Consider the following 16,586-nt stretch of genomic DNA (forward strand, 5'->3'; position numbering starts at 1 on the left):
GCATATTCCTGTAGCCAGTGGGTGGCAAGATACCAAAATAGTAGCCACGCGCCACTGCTCTCATTTCCGCAAAGGACCCGGTCCGGGTTTATTTGAAAAACAGTGAATGGCCGATATAAAAAAGCCCCGAATAACTCGGGGCTGATTTTAACGACTGAGCGAACCTAAGCCTCCCAACCCGCCCCACTGACCGCGGCCTGCGCCAGTGGGTGCATGTCCGCCCCTTGATGCTCCGTCTGCCAGGCCAGCAATTCCTTGCGCATGCCGGGCGTCCAGTACATCTGCAGATGATTACGCACACCGAGTACGGCCTGTTGCTGGTCCGGTTCGGTGGCGAAGTACAGGGCGATCTGGTTGACCATTTTGATCAGGTTGTCCGTGCTCATCGGCGCACCTCGGCGTTGGCACCACGTGCATGACGGCGGTCTTTCAGCAGGCGGTCCTGTTCGTCGCTGAAGGCCTGATAGCGTTTTTGCCATTCCGAAGGGTGGTAGACGCGGCTGACTTCCACGGCGGTGACCTTGTACTCCGGACAGTTGGTGGCCCAGTCGGAGTTGTCGGTTGTGATTACGTTGGCCCCGGATTCCGGGAAGTGGAACGTGGTGTACACCACGCCCGGGGCGACCCGTTCGGTGACCCGCGCACGCAATACAGTCTGGCCGGCACGGCTGCCGATGCCGACCCAATCGCCTTCGTTAATGCCACGGCTCTCGGCGTCGGTCGGGTGGATTTCCAGGCGATCCTCGTCGTGCCAGGCCACGTTCTCGGTGCGCCGAGTCTGCGCGCCGACGTTGTACTGGCTGAGGATGCGGCCGGTGGTCAGCAGCAGCGGATAGCGATTGTTGACCTTCTCCTCGGTGGGCACGTAGCCAGTGAGCATGAAGCGCCCCTTGCCGCGCACGAATTGCTCGATGTGCATGGTCGGCGTGCCGTCCGGCGCCGCAGCGTTGCACGGCCATTGCAGGCTGCCGTGGCTGTCCAGTGCGGCGTAGCTGACGTTGGTGAAGGTCGGCGTCAGGCTGGCGATTTCATCCATGATTTGCGACGGGTGCGTGTAGTTCATCGGGTAGCCCAGCGCGTTGGCCAATGCCACCGTGCCTTCCCAATCGGCCTTGCCGCCAAGAGGCTCCATGACCTTGCGCACCCGCGAGATCCGGCGCTCGGCGTTGGTGAAGGTGCCGTCCTTTTCCAGGAACGAACTGCCCGGCAGGAACACATGGGCGAACCTGGCGGTTTCGTTGAGGAAAATATCCTGCACCACCACGCATTCCATGGCCGACAGCGCCGCGGTGACGTGCTGGGTATTCGGGTCGCTCTGGGCGATGTCTTCGCCCTGGCAGTACAAACCCTTGAAACTGCCGGCCAGGGCCGCTTCGAACATGTTGGGAATGCGCAGGCCCGGATCCGGTTGCAGGGTCACGTTCCACGCCTGTTCGAACTGCGCCCGTACCACTTCGTTGGAGATGTGCCGGTAGCCGGGCAACTCGTGGGGGAAAGACCCCATGTCGCAGGAGCCCTGGACGTTGTTCTGCCCACGCAACGGGTTCACGCCCACGCCTTCGCGGCCGATGTTGCCAGTGGCCATGGCCAGGTTGGCGATGCCCATGACGGCGGTACTGCCCTGGCTGTGTTCGGTGATGCCGAGGCCGTAGTAGATCGCCGCATTACCGGCACCCGCGTACAAACGGGCGGCGGCACGGATGTCGGCGGCGTCCACACCGCAAATGGCGCCAAGCACTTCCGGCGAGTTTTCCGGACGGCTGACGAACTCGCTCCAACGCGCGAAATCGCTGCCCTCGCAACGCTCGTCGATAAAGGCCTGGTTGAGCAGGCCTTCGGTGACGATGGTGTGGGCCAGCGCATTGAGCATGGCGACGTTGGTGCCTGGGCGCAGGGCCAGGTGGAATTCGGCGCGGGCATGCACCGAGTCCACCAGATCAATGCGCCGTGGATCGATCACGATCAGCCGCGCGCCTTCGCGCAGGCGACGTTTGAGTTGGGAGGCGAACACCGGGTGCGCGTCGCTGGGGTTGGCGCCCATCACCAGGATCACGTCGGCCTGCATCACCGAATCGAAACTCTGGGTCCCGGCGGACTCGCCCAAGGTTTGTTTCAAGCCATAACCGGTCGGCGAATGGCAGACCCGCGCACAAGTGTCGACGTTGTTGTTGCCGAACGCGGCGCGCACCAGTTTTTGCACCAGATAGGTTTCTTCGTTGGTGCAGCGGCTGGAAGTGATGCCACCAATGGAGTCGCGGCCATATTTTTGCTGCAAGCGACGGAATTCACTGGCGGCGTAGGTCACCGCTTCATCCCAACTGACTTCCTGCCACGGATCGTTGATGTGGTTGCGGATCATCGGTTTGGTGATGCGATCCGGGTGAGTGGCGTAGCCCCAGGCAAAACGTCCTTTGACGCAGGAATGGCCGTGGTTGGCCTGACCGTTTTTGTCGGGAACCATACGCACCAGTTTGTCGCCTTTCATCTCGGCGCGGAACGAGCAACCCACGCCGCAATAGGCGCATGTCGTGATGACGCTGCGTTCGGGCTGGCCGAGTTCGACCACGGATTTTTCCATCAAGGTCGCAGTCGGGCAGGCCTGCACACAGGCACCACAGGACACGCATTCCGAATCGAGGAAGTTATCGCCTCCAGCGGCCGACACACGGGACTCAAACCCGCGCCCGGTGATGGTCAGGGCAAACGTGCCCTGGGTTTCTTCGCAGGCACGCACGCAGCGGTTGCAGACGATGCACTTGCTCGGGTCGTAGTCGAAATACGGGTTGGACGTGTCTTTCACATCCGCCAGATGATTCTCGCCTTCATAGCCGTAACGCACTTCCCGCAGGCCGACCTGACCGGCCACGGTTTGCAGCTCGCAATTGCCGTTGGCCGAGCAGGTCAGGCAATCCAGCGGGTGATCGGAGATGTACAACTCCATGACATTCCGGCGCAGGGTCGCGAGCTTCGGCGTCTGGGTGTGCACGCTCATGCCTTCAGTGACCGGCGTGGTGCAGGACGCCGGGTAGCCGCGCATGCCGTCGATTTCCACCAGACACATGCGGCACGAGCCGAAGGCTTCGAGGCTGTCGGTGGCGCACAGTTTCGGAATGGTGGTGCCCAGCAGCGCGGCGGCGCGCATCACCGACGTACCTTCGGGCACGCTGATGCTGCGACCATCGATGTTCAGCGTGACTTGCACCTGGCTTTCGCGGGCAGGTGTGCCCAGATCGATATCGGTGTTCGGGTCGAAGAGAGTGATCATTGGTCGGCCTCCGAAGATTGCAGACCGAAGTCGGCGGGGAAGTGCTTGAGGGCGCTGACGACCGGAAACGGCGCCATGCCGCCCAACGCGCAGAGCGAACCGTATTGCATCGTGTCGCACAGGTCCTTGAGGATGATCGCCTGCTCATCGCGACCGCTTTGATCCGGCGCGGCCAGCATGCGGTCGATGACCTCAACGCCGCGAGTCGAACCGATGCGGCACGGCGTGCATTTGCCGCAGGATTCCTCGGCGCAGAACTGCAAGGCGAAGCGCGCCATGTGCGCCATGTCCAGACTGTCGTCCGCCACCACCACACCACCGTGACCGAGCATCGCGCCGATGCCGGCGAAAGCTTCGTAATCCAGCGGTGTATCGAAATCCGCGGGAGGTACCCACGCGCCGAGCGGGCCGCCGACTTGTGCTGCTTTCAAAGGTCGACCACTGGCGGTGCCGCCGCCGTAGTCTTCCACCAATTCGCGCAGGGTCAGGCCAAAGGCCCGTTCCACCAAGCCGCCGTGACGAATATTGCCCGCCAGTTGGAACGGCATCGTGCCGAGGGAACGGCCCATGCCGTAATCGCGATAGAACTGCGCGCCTTTAGCCAGAATCAGTGGCACCGAGGCCAGGGTCAGCACGTTGTGCACCAGCGTCGGCAGGCCGAACAAACCTTTCAATGCGGGAATCGGCGGCTTGGCGCGAACCACCCCGCGCTTGCCTTCGAGGGAATCCAGCAGCGCGGTTTCTTCACCGCAGATGTACGCGCCGGCACCGACCCGCACTTCCATATCGAACGCCAAGCCACTGCCACCGACATTGGCGCCGAGGTAACCGTTGGCCCGGGCGATGTCCAGCGCTGCGCGCAACGTCGCGACTGCCTGTGGATATTCCGAGCGCACATAGATGTAGCCGTAACTGGCGCCGACGGTGATGCCGGCAATCGCCATGCCTTCGATCAGCAGGAAGGGGTCGCCTTCCATCAGCATGCGATCGGCGAACGTGCCGGAGTCGCCTTCGTCGGCGTTGCACACAATGTATTTCTGCACAGCCTGGGTCACGCGCACCGTGCGCCATTTGATCCCGGCGGGGAAGGCTGCGCCGCCACGGCCACGCAGGCCTGAATCGAACACTTCCGTCGCGGTTTCATCGCCGCCAATAGTGACGGCCCTGTTCAAACCCTCGAAACCGCCATGTGCTCGGTAATCGTCCAGCGACAATGGCCGGGTAATGCCGGCGCGGGCGAACAGCAGGCGTTGTTGCGACTTCAGATAAGGCAACTCTTCCACCAGGCCCAAGGCCAGTGGATGCGCGGATGGCTCGCCTTTTAAGGCGTCGAGCACGGACGGCACATCAGCCGCAGTCAGCGGGCCGAATCCGATCCGACCTTTCGGGGTATCCACTTCCAGCAGCGGTTCCAGCCAATAGAGGCCACGAGAACTGGTGCGTTGCAGGTCCTGACCGGCAAGGGCCAACGCCACCTCATCGGCACCCACGGCGCGGGCCAGAGAATCACAGGGCAGATAGAGGCTCATGCGTCCTCCCGGCAAGCATCAAGCAGCGCATCCAGACGCTCGGCACTCAGCCGCGCATGCACCTGACCATCCAGCTCCAGCGCCGGCGAACAGGCACAAGCACCAAGGCAATAAACCGGACGCAAACTGATATTGCCGTCGGCACTGCTGCCGTGGTCATCCAGTTGCAGACGTTCACGCAACTGCGCCGCTAACTGCTCGGCGCCGCGACTCTTGCACGACTCGGCGCGGCACAGACGCAAGATATGCCGGGCCGGCGGCGCGGTGCGGAAGTCATGGTAGAAACTGATCACCCCACGAATCTCGGCCTGACTCTGGTTCAGGGCGTGGGCAATCTCGGGAATGGCGACATCGGGGATATAACCGATACCCTCCTGAATCTCATGGAGGATCGGCAACAGTGCACCCGCAGAGCCTTTGTGGCGCTCCAGCAAGCTGTTGACCATCGGCAGGTGCAACAACATCTCATCAGGCATACAGCATTCCTCACGGTCACGGACAAACCAGAAGGTCGTCGGTTGTCCGAAAGTGTCGGCTGCGGCGTTCACACCACGTCACGGTATCGTGGCATTTTTGGCCGTTGGCCAGGCACCCTGAGCGGGCATCTTGTTGGGCCCGGTGCGATCTTTGTCGCACCTCTTCAGGGCATAAATTGCAGCTTGCCACGCTGGCATCGGTTCAACTGCACAAAAGCGACGTGCTCGGTTCTTTCCACGACCACCCGTTAAGTCTAGAAGAGCACTGAAGAAGGCGCGCACTGTCTGAAATGTTTTGTGGCACAAGCACGGCACACCCGCCCACTACAGTGAACGTACGATGCCGCTCAGCGCGAACTGATCGCCAAGGAGTCAACATGAAGAAAGCCATCCTGCCGGCGCTGATCCTCCTGATCGCCGCCCAAGCCCCGGCCTACGCCATCAACGACAAATACCGCAAACAACTGGAACAATCCGGCTGCACCCAAATCAGCGAAACCCAAGGCTGCGACATCCACAAATCCAAGGCAGAAAACGCCAAGGCCGGCTTCACCAACCCCGCCACGGACAGCGATGCCGGGGCCAAGCAACGCGAAGCGTCGAAGGACACTAAAAGCAGGAGCGACAAATGATTGATTTCAACAACAAGGGATTCTTCAAACTCAAGCAAAACGAAGAATACGCCCAACGCGTTACCGACCTTTTGCTCAATGGCGAACACGTCATCGACGCCTACAAATCCATGCGCGACGGCGTCGTGTTCACCAACAAACGCATCATCGCCGTCAACGTCCAGGGCATCACCGGCAGCAAAAAAGACTTCACCTCGCTGCCCTACAAAAACATCGTCGCCTACTCAGTGGAAACCTCCGGCACCTTCGACCTGGACTCCGAACTGGAGATCTACTTCTCATCACTGGGCAAAGTGAAATTCGAATTCACCGGCAGAACATCAATGGTCGAAATCTCAAAACTGATCTCCCAACACGTCCTCTGACCCAGACACGAAAAAGCCCCGAAAACTCGGGGCTCGAACTAACTAACCACAACCCAAAAGTGGGAGCGAGCCTGCTCGCGAAAGCGCCAGCCCAACCAACACCAAACCGCTGACCCGCCCCCACCCCCGTAGGAGCAAAGCTTGCTCGCGAAAGCGCCAGATCAGCCAACACCCAAACCAACTGACCCACCCCCATCGCAAAAAACCCCACCCCCCAGCCGCTACTCCTCAGCCGTCCCCGCCGCCCGCTTAGGCGACCCAGCAGAAACCCGCCCCCGCATCAACACCTTCACCGCATCATCCACCACCGCCTTACTCATCGACGTCAAATAATGCGCAGCCCAGGCGTGAGTGCCCGTGTCTCTGTCGAAAGCAGCGTCTTTGGTCAGCGCCTTGGCCAGGAACAGAAAATCAGAAGCCATGGACAACGCATCACCAAGCGGCACATCGCGAGTGACGTGAAACAGGGCACGGTCTGCGCAATAAATGGCCGGGGTCAGGCCGATGGTTTTGAGTTCGGGTTGATCGGTCATTGGGCATCTCCGGTGGTGGAGAGGTGGTGGGGCAGGGGGGAAGCGTTACGCGATTGGGAATTGCGTAGAGGGGAAAGCCAAACTGTGTACGAAATGATGCTGCGCATTATCAGACTCCTTGATATGGGAGCTGCCACGTCCGTTTCCACACGAATGGGTGACAGCTGTGCGCGGGGTGGAAAACCGGGAATCAAGGAAACCGGCACGCCCGAAGACGTCCCACGCACAGCCGCCATAACTCACGCCGCAGACACAAAAAAAGCGCCGGCAGACGTGATGGGGGCGCTGTTGCGCCTTGAATTACACGGGTTTCCACACCCGGTCGCTGAATTGGCAGCGACGGTGGGAGGGTAGCGTGCAGGTCCAATTCCTGCAACCTTAGTGAGCTTCGCTCACTCACGCCCCACGCCACGCGTGTGAAATTATTTAAATTAAGCGCTCAGGAAACTGCGCCTCTATTGCCCGGCTGGTCAAACTGCTTAAGAGATCCAAAGAAAGATCAGTAAAGGTTGCTGAAAACTCAGGTGGTAAACGAGCAGCTTTCTGTAGGTATTCAGCCCCCAAAAGTACAAATTTAGGTGTGTAGGGGCTTTCTTGAGCGATAGTCTCTTTGAAGTTTGACGTCGTACCCTCCAATGCTTCAAAACCCATTTCTCGGGCTAAAATTGCTGCAGAGAGGGCCTGTTGAGGTGCCTGCAATATTTCTCTAACCAAGTGTTCAAGTCGCTTTATTTCTGGAAATAAACTCATAGCCTCTTCGCTATCACCTACAGATGTTACTTTTCTTATTTTAATCGCTGTCTCTAAGCTTTCATAACCACCATACAGAAAAGCTAGAAGCGACGAGGAAAAGTCAGCCTGCGATGCTGGTCTTAATAAAACTAAAAATAGCTTATTAGATAGTTCCGATAGTGCAAGGAGAAAAAGGCATAGCGCATCTGCAAAAACGGCTAAGTGTTCTTTTTTTGATGGATCTAATTCACTGCTCACGCTTCGCAGTTTTTGCACCGTCTTTCTACATTGCTCTCCAGAATTTTTTATCATCCAGAAACTAGATCTTGAAAAAATCAGATATTCGGATAGGTTGTTGTACTTGGAGCCAATAGCTAAAAATTGCTCCCAGCAATCCATGCTGGCAATAAGAGCATTCGTTGGGAGTGTGGAGCCACCTATTCCCTGGGCGAGATCCTCTATTTCGGTCTGATGAAGTAACGTTATGTTTAAGTCTGAAGCGCTAACCCTGTGATCTCTGATTACATTAACCTTTTCATTAAGAATAACGAAACCATGCTGGGCACTAGCGCGAGTCATCACGCCGTGAAGCCAAAAGGCCCTACCTATTGCGGATTCTCTTAAACCACTTTTACAATCAAAAACAAGTCGGGTATGACCGCCTACAGCTGATGGTGCAACCGCAAGAACATCGATATCTGTCAAAGGGGATTTTGTTTTTTCTATCCTCTGTGACGGCTCAATTTCAACTTCAATTTGAGGTAGCCATCTTTTCGATATACTTAGCCGTAAGGCCATAGCTTTTTGAGCTCGATCTTTAAGCATCTTAAAATCCTAATAATAACTGGCTTACTTCAAACTCTGATTCACCAGATAATATGATTTTTTCGCGTTCGCGCATATTTTTTGAGCTTACTAAAGACTCAAGGTAGTCTTGTGGTCCCGTCATTGCTCTATGAGCGTCTTTGTCTACGCGAATGTCTGGCGGAAGACTACCTTGAACCAAATTGTATGCAATGTTCAGAGACTCTCTGTTTTCGGGAGTGTCAATGATTTTGAGCTGTGTGTAACCTCCCTGCGTAGGTACAAGTTGCGCAATTCGAAGGTGTACAAGATTTTGATATTGCTCTGCGTAATCTGATGTGGGCTTTAGCTGTAGATCTGTTTTCAATCTGTACAGAAGTGCGCCTGGGTTTCTGATCTGAAATTTGTTCGGTAATAATTGGCCTTGTCGAACGGCTGAAACTATTGCTAGCGCTCTTTCGTATTGATCTCTTCTTAAAGGGTTTATGTTCATAAAGCCTGGGGTAGGTGTGAATATGAACGCAGACTCGCCCGAATGTGTAGTTGTGATTGTTGGTGGCTTTATCATTCCATCTTGAGCTAATCGTTTAAGTAGTTGTATGTCGTCGGAGCTGATTTTCTTTCCGGAAATTTCTCCAGTTTTTATGATTAGGGATAATGGCCATCCTTGGGCGGACTGGATTAGCTCTAACGTTCTTTTGATTGTTCCTGCGCCGCACTTTGCTACGTGATCCGCAAAAACGTCGGCATTTTCAGAAAAGTATGTGGGATTTAACAGTATGGTTTTTGATCGGTGACGTCTTACGAGCAAAAACTGGCCTTTTTCACCAAGCTCAATACTGGCATCAAATGCTTTTCGATCTGCGCCTAGCTTTCCGGCAAGTGCATCAATGTTGTGCGGGGCCCCGGCCAACTTGTCCATGATTTCTAGTGTGAGCGCTTCAAATTCGTCTACTTCGCTCTCATCTTTCATGTATTCGCCAATTCCATCATACAGTTCGTCGTAGTATGGGATAACCGGCAAGATGGCTTTTATGCGTTTTCCTTCGCTCTGGATTTTAATGAATTCGATTTTTGCCAATAGGTCAATGATTCTATCTACAGCTATTCGAGGGATTCCAAGAGCCGTAGAGGCAACAAGTTTTAATCTTTCATACTCAACTAATGGAAGTCCCCTAATGTGCAGTGCTAGCTGTACGGCCATTCCGATAAGAGGTATGGATTCAAATCGTGGAACCTCTTTGTCACGGATTGATAGGTGAATTTCATGACATCGAGCAACGGCAATCCTCTGTTCCATAAGTGCCTCATTGATCTTTCCATATTGGCATTGGTTCTGCTGGGGCTGATTACTCAATTGATTACAGGACAGTTATAGCAGAAGGAACATAAACGAGGATTTATTTGGGCATTTTTCTGCGGAATGACCCGAGTGATTGCCTAACTCTTGCCCCGGCGTATGCGGTAAGAGAAAAGGGGACTGATTTATTATTCACGCACTCCAGCGCACTTGGAACAAGCGATGTCTGCCAGCTCACCACAATCCCGATGGGAGCGAGCCTGCTCGCGAAATACATCAGGCCGGTTCCCCGATGCACCACCACTGAACTGCGACCTCATCGTCAGGTTGAGTTACGTCATGCCCGTGCTCGATGAAATTCGCTGGTGTTTGCAACGCAAGAGTACGACTGATCCGCTCTGGCATGAGAGCGTTAGCTTCACCGAGAAAACCCAGATAATAATCTCGGTCATAGAAGACGGTGACTTCACTTTGATGAACCCATGGCCACACCAGTAGGCAAGCGACGCGATAGTAACCCTGTGAGCGGTCAGCAGCGTTGGACAGGTGATTAGCGGCTTCGAGCAGTTGCTGAATGCACAAGGCTTGAACTTCGATCCTGGCTTGAGGACCTTGAATCAGGGCCTCGTGCACCGGGATTTTCCAATGTGTATAGCGCTCCATGTGGGCGGATCGCGGGTGAAACTCGTCGCGAAAACCAGATGCCCAGCGTTCCAGTGCACGTAGGCGACGGGGAATGCCTCTGAGTGGCTTGTTGCTTATCGCGATTTTCCGCATTGATACGTCCTTGTGATGCTGAAAAAGTCTTTTGTATTTGTCTGCTGGCGCAATGGAAACGTGGGCAGATTATTTCCATATCAGCCAAATACTTACCTAGTACCAGTCGTGTACAAACTGCGCCAAACTTACCCTAGCCCGATCATTTACTGAATATCTTTCAAATAGTCCCTAAGCGCAATGACCGGCGCTTCAAGCTGCTCCATCGTCCGCGCATCACCAAAATCAACAACCAACCGATCCAACTCCCGCCCCAACGGCGTATCAACACCACCTAACGCCTCCAACGCCAACCCCACACAATGCCCCACCCGAAACTGAATCCCCTCAACATCCCCCCGCCGCACCAACAACCCAAAAACCTCCCGCTCATAATCACTCATGATCGGATCATCCCGCAGAATCGGGCTTTCCCCCTCTCGCTCATAAGCCAGCTTGAGGGCGAATAGGGCAACGGTTTCCAGTGGCAATTCCATTGTGTGAATCCTTGATTCGTTAGCTGAGCGGTTTGGATTGTGCGCCTTTAAGGCAAGATCAAAAGATCGCAGCCTTCCACAGCACCTATGGAGTGGCGGGGCGGGCTCACTTTTGTGTGGGCGAAAAAAAAGCCCTGCGCAGCAAGACCTTATTTGATTCGGTGCCGAGGAAGACTCGAGCCTTGGTTTGCGGGCGCCATATTAAGCGGTGGGAGGGGCGGTGTCGCTGATATTTGCTTTCTCCTGTTCGTCGAATAACACCGTCGATTCGTCATACTCAAAACCTCTGCAATCAAGACTTTCAATATATTTTCAATCTGCAAACCAGCTCGTTAGCCTGCGTATGCCGGATGCGTCTCCCTGTCGCCGTCCGGACAAACAATTCTAAAAATAAGCAGTAGGCATCGGGAATAACAATGAATAAGAAACCTATCGCCCTGGGGCTGACGTCGGCCACTTTGGGTTTGTCGCTCGCCTTTTCTCCTTTCGCTGAAGCTGACTTTCTTAAAGACAGTAAGGCCGACCTCGAACTTCGCAATTTCTACTTCAACAGTGATTACCGCCAGGACGGTGCCAGTCAGTCCAAGCGGGATGAATGGGCCCAAGGGCTGCTTCTCAACTATCAATCGGGTTTTACCGAAGGGCCGGTGGGGTTTGGTGTCGATGCCATTGGTTTGTTGGGTTTGAAGCTGGATTCCAGCCCTGATCGGCAAAATACCGGTCTGTTGCCCGTGGGCAGCGACAAGGCGCCGGACAGTTACAGCCGCATGGGCGCGACGGCCAAGGCGCGGATTTCCAAAAGTGTGTTGAAAGTCGGGACGTTGATTCCGTCGCTGCCAACGGTGCTGCCCAACGACGGACGCCTGTTGCCGCAAACCTTTCGCGGTGCGCAGTTGAGCAGTCTGGACATCGACGGTCTGACTTTCGACGCGGGGCGTCTGACCAGCAATACCTTGCGTAACGTCAGCGGTCACGATGACATCGAGGTCGATGGCAAAGGCATCAAGGGTGCGGTGCCCAGCGATAAATTCGACTTCGCGAGTGCCAACTACAAGTGGAGCAAGGACCTCGCCACCGGCTACCACTACGCGCATCTGGAGGACAACTACACGCAGAACATCTTCAACCTGGTGTACACCTTGCCGCTGGGCAAGTCGCAGTCGTTCAAGACCGATTTGCGTTACGCCGACTCCAGTAAGGATGGCAACACCAACATCGACAACCAGGCCTTTGGTGCGCGGTTCACCTACAGCATTCAGGGGCACTCGTTCGGCACGGCCTATCAGCGCATGAAAGGCACGACCGGTTTTCCGCACCTCGATGGCACCGATTCCTATCTCGTCAACTACGTGATGATCTCGCCGGACTTCGCCAACCCCGAGGAGAAGTCCTGGCAGGTTCGCTACGACTACGACTTCGCCGCCCTCGGCCTGCCCGGGCTGACGTTCATGACGCGCTACCTCAAGGGTGACAACTTCGAGCGCTCCAAAGGCGTGGAGGGCACCGAGTGGGAGCGCAACACCGACATCGGCTACGTGTTCCAGAGCGGCGCGCTGAAAAACCTCGGCGTGAAGTGGCGCAACGGCACGTACCGCAGCAACGACAAGGGCAATGACATCGACCAGAACCGGTTCATCGTCAGTTACACCCTGACCCTGTTGTAACCCCCTATTAAAAAGCGGAGCACTGACATGTTCACCCAGAAAAAACTCATCCACCTTGCCGTGGTCTTCGCCCTGTTCAGCAGTTACGGCGCCTACGCTGCGGACACCGGCGAACTGCCCTGCAAGACCACCGAACAGTGCGCGGCCCAGGCGGCGAAAGTCGGCGCCTCGGTGGACACCTCGCAGGCGTCGCACAAAGCCAAGGGCGATCCGACCCAAACCCAGTTCGCCTGGCTGAACCGCATCAACAAGGCGTCGATTGTGATGCTCACTGAGGAAGGCATCGTCAAGCCGGACATGGGGCGCAAGATTGCTGGCGGCGTGCGTTACGCCATTGACCAGGGCGCGCAGCCCGGCGGCGTGCGTCCCAGCGATGTGCTGCAACTGGAAAAAATCATGACCGACAAGATCGGTCCCGAGGCGTCGCTGATCCACTCCGGCCGCAGTCGGCAAGACATGCTGGCGACGTTTCGCCTGGCCAAATTGCGCTCACAGGTGTTGGCCTACAGCGAGGCGCTGAACGCTACCCGCCAACGCATCCTGAGCCTGGCGGAAAAGAACGTCGACACTCTGGTGCCGGCCTACACCAACGGCGTGCAGGCCATGCCGATCAGTTATGCGCACTATCTGCTGGCGTTCGAAGCCGCGTTTGATCGCGATGGCCAACGCATCCGCGAACTCTACGTGCGCCTCAACCAGAGCCCGATGGGCACCGCTGTGCTGGCGAACTCCGCTTACCCGCTGAACCGCGAGCGTCTGGCCGATTTGTTGGGGTTTGATGGCGTGCGGGAAAACTCCCTGGATTCGAGCCAGGTCTCGACTTATGACATTCCGATTGAAGCGGCGAACCTGGCGGCGTCTTCGGCGATTCGGGTGGGCGCGATGATTGGCGACATCCACACCCAATATCATCAGATTCGCCCGTGGCTGCTGCTGGATGAAGAGTCCACTTACACCAGCAGCGCGATGCCGCAAAAACGCAATCCGGGCTTGCTGATGCGCACCCGTGAATCGGCTTCGGATGTCGTCGGGCTGTCGCAAACCGTTACCTTGCGCGCGCATAACGTCACCACTGGCATGACCGACTACAAGTTCGCCTTCGATTCACTGGGGCTGTTCCACGCCACGGGCGAGATGTTCGAGAGTCTGGATGCGGTGCTCGACGCGCTGCAAATCAACCCGCAGCGCGCCCTGGAAGAACTGGAGTCGGAGTGGAGCACCTCGATGGAACTGGCCGACACTCTCGAGCGGCAATTCAAGGTGCCGTTCCGTATTGGCCATAGCTTTGCTTCGCTGATCGTCACCGAGGCGCGCAGCAACGGCACCACGCCGAAGACGTTCCCGTATGCCGATGCGCAGAAGCTGTATCGCCAGGCGGCGGACAAGTTCAAGTGGACGCCTAACACCTTGCCGCTGGATGAGGCGCAATTCCGGACGGCGTTGTCGCCGACCAACATGGTCAAGACCCGCAAAGGCACGGGCGGCCCGCAACCGGAAGAGGTCAAGCGGATGCTGGTCGAGGCGCGCAAAACCCTGGATGGCGATCAGCAGTGGTTGGTGGAGCGTCGGGCAAAACTGAAAGGTGCTGAAGACAATCTGGACAAGGCGTTCAGCAAGTTGGCGGATGCTAAAAACTAGGTGATCAAATGTGGCGCCGGCAACCCCGGCGCTACTTCAGACCGGCAAATTCACGGTTCAAGGCCTCACGATCGATGGAGTTTTGCCACCCACATATCGCCAGGCATGCCACGCCATTACCCAACACATTGGTCAGCGACCGGCACTTCATCAACCGCTCCACGCCCAGCAGCAATCCCACGCCTTCCAGCGGCACCAGTTGCAGAATGCTCAGGGTCGCGATCAAGGTAAACAATGCAGAACCGGCGACACTGGTCGCGCCGAGGGAGGTAAACAAACAAATCAACAGCACCTCCAGGAGTTGCGGCGCGGTGATATCTACCCCGGCCAATTGGGCAAGAAACATCAGTGCGGTGGTCAGATAAAGATTGGTGCCGGACAAGTTAAAGGTGTAACCGGTGGTCAATATCAGGCGCACTAACTGGCTATCGCAACCCAGTGCCTCAAGTTTGCCGATAAGTCCTGGAAGTGCGGCGACCGACGAGCCGGTGAACGTTACTAACAGTAACTCTTCCTTTAAGTAAACAATCAGTCTTGATAATTTCACACCCACCATTCGAGTGATGGTGGCGAATACCACGATGACAAATAATCCACACGCCAGATAAATAACCACAATAAATTTAAGCAGCGGCATGACCGAACTCAGGCCATATTTGCCGACGACAAAAGCCATGGCGCCAAATGCCGCCAACGGCGCGAATTTCAAGATGATTCGCAGCAGCAGGAACATCATCTGCACGCCGGTTTCAAGCCAACCCAGGCATCGGTCGCTGAAGGCCCCGCCGCGTTTGAGCAACAGCCCGCCAATCACCGCAAGCAACATCACCTGCAATAACAGGCTTTGGGTCAGAACGGCGTAAATACTGGACGAAATGGCGATCCACGACAGCCCGTGAAGCAGTTTTTCCGGTGTGGGCGCAGAGGCAAAAACGGCGGCGTGATTAAGGTTGAACAGCAATCCCGTGGCCATTCCAAACACCAGCGCGGCGATGGACATCAGCTGAAAATACAGCACGACGCGGTAGATCACGTTGGGGTATTTGTGTTCACGATTGAGGCCGGCAATACCGGTGGATACCAAGACAAATAGCAGGAACGGCATCAATAAACCGAGGGTTTTTATGAAGGTGTCACTGAGTAGTTTCATATCCATTGCCACTTCTGGATAAACCAGACCCAGCGTCATGCCACACGCAATGGCAATCAATATAGGCAGGGTTCCATTTTTGGCATGAATGAACGGCATCCGTACTCCAGGCGATTTTTATTATTTGTTATTGTCGTGACTGGCCATGTTCGGCATATTGGTCAGCCTGAAGACTCACTCAGGCCGCAAATAATAAGGCCTTGTTACGGGATATACCACCATGGAACTTCGCCATTTACGTTATTTCATCATAGTGGCCGAAGAGCGACATATCACCCGCGCCGCCGAGCGCCTGAATATGCAGCAGCCGCCCCTCAGCCAACAGATACGTGCATTGGAACGAGAGTTGGGTTTCGAGTTGTTCAAACGTCATCCCAAGGGCGTCGACCTGACCGCAGGCGGGTTGGTGTTCCTCGATGAAGCGCGGGCGATTCTGGCGCGGGTCGAGCAAGGTTCCCTCAAGGCCTCCCGCGCAGCACAAGGGATTGAAGGTACGTTGGTGATTGGCTTCACCAGTTCTGCCGCCGCGCACCCGCTGATCCCTCGGATCATTCGCGCCTACCGCGAGCAATATCCCGGCGTAGAACTATCGATCAAGGAAGGCAGCGCCCGTGAAGTCACCGAAGACACCACCGAAAAACGCATCGACATCGGCATCCTTCGCGCACCGGTCAGCGCCCCCGAAAGCCTGACCTTCCACCGCCTGCTCAACGAGGAAATGCTCCTGGCCCTGCCGGTCGGGCACCCGTTGCTCAAAGGGGCCGAACCCAAGATCAGCATGATCGACCTCAAGGACGAACGCTTCATCCTCGTCCGCCGCCCCGGCGCACCGGGCATGTACGCCAACCTGATCAAGGCCTGCCAGAACGCCGGTTTCGAGCCGAATATTGCCTTTGAAGTGGAGCGGATGCTGACCAACGTCAGCCTGGTTGCCGCCGGTGAAGGCATCTCGGTGGTGCCCGCGTCGATGCGCGACGTACACCGCGAATCCGTGGTGTATTGCCGCATCCGCGACGCGCAGCCGAGGTTGCTGGCGCCCATCACGCTGGTGCAGCGCGCATTCAATCCCTCGGCGCCGTTGCAGAATTTTATTGGTTTGGCGCGGGAGCTGGCCGGGGTTTATCGAAAGGCATGAACGAGTTTGGGAAGGGGGAGTGCGCAGGAATCGCAGGCACAAAAAAACCGGCTAAGTGCCGGTTTATTTGTTTTCCAGTGGCTGGTAAGGACCACTGGATCTTTGTATAT

The 16,586-nt window shown here is 56.3% G+C and carries 15 protein-coding genes; 5 read left to right on the forward strand and 10 right to left on the reverse strand.

All coding sequences use genetic code 11. From position 1 onward, the window contains the following. Nucleotides 1-164: 164 nt before the first annotated feature. The 4 genes from BK667_RS32370 to BK667_RS32385 are packed head-to-tail and all read right to left on the reverse strand — an operon-like array spanning nucleotide 165 to nucleotide 5,270. Complete coding sequence (locus BK667_RS32370) at nucleotides 165-386, reverse strand: formate dehydrogenase subunit delta (RefSeq protein ID WP_123509291.1); 222 nt, start codon at nucleotides 384-386, stop codon at nucleotides 165-167. Continuing rightward, nucleotides 383-3,265: a formate dehydrogenase subunit alpha gene (gene fdhF / locus BK667_RS32375; protein ID WP_123600034.1), complete on the reverse strand. Its 2,883-nt coding sequence runs from the start codon at nucleotides 3,263-3,265 to the stop codon at nucleotides 383-385. Before fdhF ends, BK667_RS32370 begins: the two co-directional genes overlap by 4 nt. Next, nucleotides 3,262-4,794, reverse strand: coding sequence for a formate dehydrogenase beta subunit (locus BK667_RS32380; protein WP_123600035.1), 1,533 nt, complete (start codon nucleotides 4,792-4,794; stop codon nucleotides 3,262-3,264). Before BK667_RS32380 ends, fdhF begins: the two co-directional genes overlap by 4 nt. Further along, nucleotides 4,791-5,270: a formate dehydrogenase subunit gamma gene (locus BK667_RS32385; RefSeq protein ID WP_123600036.1), complete on the reverse strand. Its 480-nt coding sequence runs from the start codon at nucleotides 5,268-5,270 to the stop codon at nucleotides 4,791-4,793. Before BK667_RS32385 ends, BK667_RS32380 begins: the two co-directional genes overlap by 4 nt. Nucleotides 5,271-5,647: 377 nt before the next feature. Here BK667_RS32385 and BK667_RS32390 point away from each other — a divergent pair, with 377 nt between their 5' ends. Both BK667_RS32390 and BK667_RS32395 read left to right on the forward strand, forming a co-directional pair. Beyond that, on the forward strand, nucleotides 5,648-5,902 hold the full coding sequence (locus BK667_RS32390; RefSeq protein ID WP_123600037.1) for a hypothetical protein: 255 nt from the start codon (nucleotides 5,648-5,650) through the stop codon (nucleotides 5,900-5,902). Then, a complete protein-coding gene (locus BK667_RS32395) occupies nucleotides 5,899-6,267 on the forward strand; it encodes a PH domain-containing protein (RefSeq protein WP_123600038.1) in 369 nt (122 codons plus the stop codon). The genes BK667_RS32390 and BK667_RS32395 overlap by 4 nt, the downstream gene beginning before the upstream one ends. 221 nt (nucleotides 6,268-6,488) lie before the next feature. Here BK667_RS32395 and BK667_RS32400 read toward each other — a convergent pair whose 3' ends face one another. From BK667_RS32400 to BK667_RS32420, 5 genes are all read right to left on the reverse strand, one after another. Beyond that, nucleotides 6,489-6,800 (reverse strand): DUF3077 domain-containing protein, encoded by a 312-nt coding sequence (locus tag BK667_RS32400; RefSeq protein ID WP_123600039.1) that lies wholly within the window; start codon nucleotides 6,798-6,800, stop codon nucleotides 6,489-6,491. 426 nt (nucleotides 6,801-7,226) lie between these two features. After that, nucleotides 7,227-8,357 (reverse strand): hypothetical protein, encoded by a 1,131-nt coding sequence (locus BK667_RS33190; RefSeq protein ID WP_148060185.1) that lies wholly within the window; start codon nucleotides 8,355-8,357, stop codon nucleotides 7,227-7,229. 1 nt (nucleotide 8,358) lies between these two features. Next, the gene (locus BK667_RS32410) at nucleotides 8,359-9,636 is read right to left on the reverse strand and encodes a hypothetical protein (RefSeq protein WP_123600040.1); all 1,278 of its coding nucleotides are present in this window, start codon (nucleotides 9,634-9,636) and stop codon (nucleotides 8,359-8,361) included. 276 nt (nucleotides 9,637-9,912) lie between these two features. After that, nucleotides 9,913-10,413 carry a DUF3916 domain-containing protein gene (locus tag BK667_RS32415; RefSeq protein ID WP_123600041.1) on the reverse strand — a complete coding sequence of 167 codons (501 nt, stop codon included), beginning with the start codon at nucleotides 10,411-10,413 and terminating at the stop codon, nucleotides 9,913-9,915. A gap of 146 nt (nucleotides 10,414-10,559) precedes the next feature. Further along, nucleotides 10,560-10,889: a hypothetical protein gene (locus BK667_RS32420; protein WP_123600042.1), complete on the reverse strand. Its 330-nt coding sequence runs from the start codon at nucleotides 10,887-10,889 to the stop codon at nucleotides 10,560-10,562. A gap of 416 nt (nucleotides 10,890-11,305) precedes the next feature. Here BK667_RS32420 and BK667_RS32425 point away from each other — a divergent pair, with 416 nt between their 5' ends. Beyond that, nucleotides 11,306-12,553 (forward strand): OprD family porin, encoded by a 1,248-nt coding sequence (locus tag BK667_RS32425; RefSeq protein ID WP_123600043.1) that lies wholly within the window; start codon nucleotides 11,306-11,308, stop codon nucleotides 12,551-12,553. Nucleotides 12,554-12,580: 27 nt separating this feature from the next. Then, a complete protein-coding gene (locus BK667_RS32430; protein ID WP_123600044.1) occupies nucleotides 12,581-14,191 on the forward strand; it encodes an argininosuccinate lyase in 1,611 nt (536 codons plus the stop codon). A gap of 31 nt (nucleotides 14,192-14,222) precedes the next feature. Here BK667_RS32430 and BK667_RS32435 read toward each other — a convergent pair whose 3' ends face one another. Beyond that, entirely contained in the window at nucleotides 14,223-15,440 is a 1,218-nt protein-coding gene (locus BK667_RS32435; protein WP_123600045.1) for a cation:dicarboxylate symporter family transporter, read from the reverse strand. Nucleotides 15,441-15,561: 121 nt separating this feature from the next. On the opposite strand from BK667_RS32435, the gene BK667_RS32440 reads away from it, so the two are divergent. Then, a complete protein-coding gene (locus BK667_RS32440) occupies nucleotides 15,562-16,476 on the forward strand; it encodes a LysR substrate-binding domain-containing protein (RefSeq protein WP_123410220.1) in 915 nt (304 codons plus the stop codon). Nucleotides 16,477-16,586: the final 110 nt, after the last annotated feature.

The sequence above is a fragment of the Pseudomonas frederiksbergensis genome, assembly GCF_003732705.1.
Lineage (GTDB): Bacteria > Pseudomonadota > Gammaproteobacteria > Pseudomonadales > Pseudomonadaceae > Aquipseudomonas > Aquipseudomonas frederiksbergensis_F.

Coding starts and splice junctions, on each gene's coding strand:
- BK667_RS32420 (WP_123600042.1), bottom strand. CDS start 10,889: ATGGAATTGCCACTGGAAACCGTTGCCCTATTCGCCCTCAAGCTGGCT.
- BK667_RS32410 (WP_123600040.1), bottom strand. CDS start 9,636: ATGGAACAGAGGATTGCCGTTGCTCGATGTCATGAAATTCACCTATCA.
- BK667_RS32390 (WP_123600037.1), top strand. CDS start 5,648: ATGAAGAAAGCCATCCTGCCGGCGCTGATCCTCCTGATCGCCGCCCAA.
- BK667_RS32400 (WP_123600039.1), bottom strand. CDS start 6,800: ATGACCGATCAACCCGAACTCAAAACCATCGGCCTGACCCCGGCCATT.
- fdhF (WP_123600034.1), bottom strand. CDS start 3,265: ATGATCACTCTCTTCGACCCGAACACCGATATCGATCTGGGCACACCT.
- BK667_RS32430 (WP_123600044.1), top strand. CDS start 12,581: ATGTTCACCCAGAAAAAACTCATCCACCTTGCCGTGGTCTTCGCCCTG.
- BK667_RS33190 (WP_148060185.1), bottom strand. CDS start 8,357: ATGCTTAAAGATCGAGCTCAAAAAGCTATGGCCTTACGGCTAAGTATA.
- BK667_RS32440 (WP_123410220.1), top strand. CDS start 15,562: ATGGAACTTCGCCATTTACGTTATTTCATCATAGTGGCCGAAGAGCGA.
- BK667_RS32370 (WP_123509291.1), bottom strand. CDS start 386: ATGAGCACGGACAACCTGATCAAAATGGTCAACCAGATCGCCCTGTAC.
- BK667_RS32435 (WP_123600045.1), bottom strand. CDS start 15,440: ATGCCGTTCATTCATGCCAAAAATGGAACCCTGCCTATATTGATTGCC.
- BK667_RS32395 (WP_123600038.1), top strand. CDS start 5,899: ATGATTGATTTCAACAACAAGGGATTCTTCAAACTCAAGCAAAACGAA.
- BK667_RS32385 (WP_123600036.1), bottom strand. CDS start 5,270: ATGCCTGATGAGATGTTGTTGCACCTGCCGATGGTCAACAGCTTGCTG.
- BK667_RS32380 (WP_123600035.1), bottom strand. CDS start 4,794: ATGAGCCTCTATCTGCCCTGTGATTCTCTGGCCCGCGCCGTGGGTGCC.
- BK667_RS32425 (WP_123600043.1), top strand. CDS start 11,306: ATGAATAAGAAACCTATCGCCCTGGGGCTGACGTCGGCCACTTTGGGT.
- BK667_RS32415 (WP_123600041.1), bottom strand. CDS start 10,413: ATGCGGAAAATCGCGATAAGCAACAAGCCACTCAGAGGCATTCCCCGT.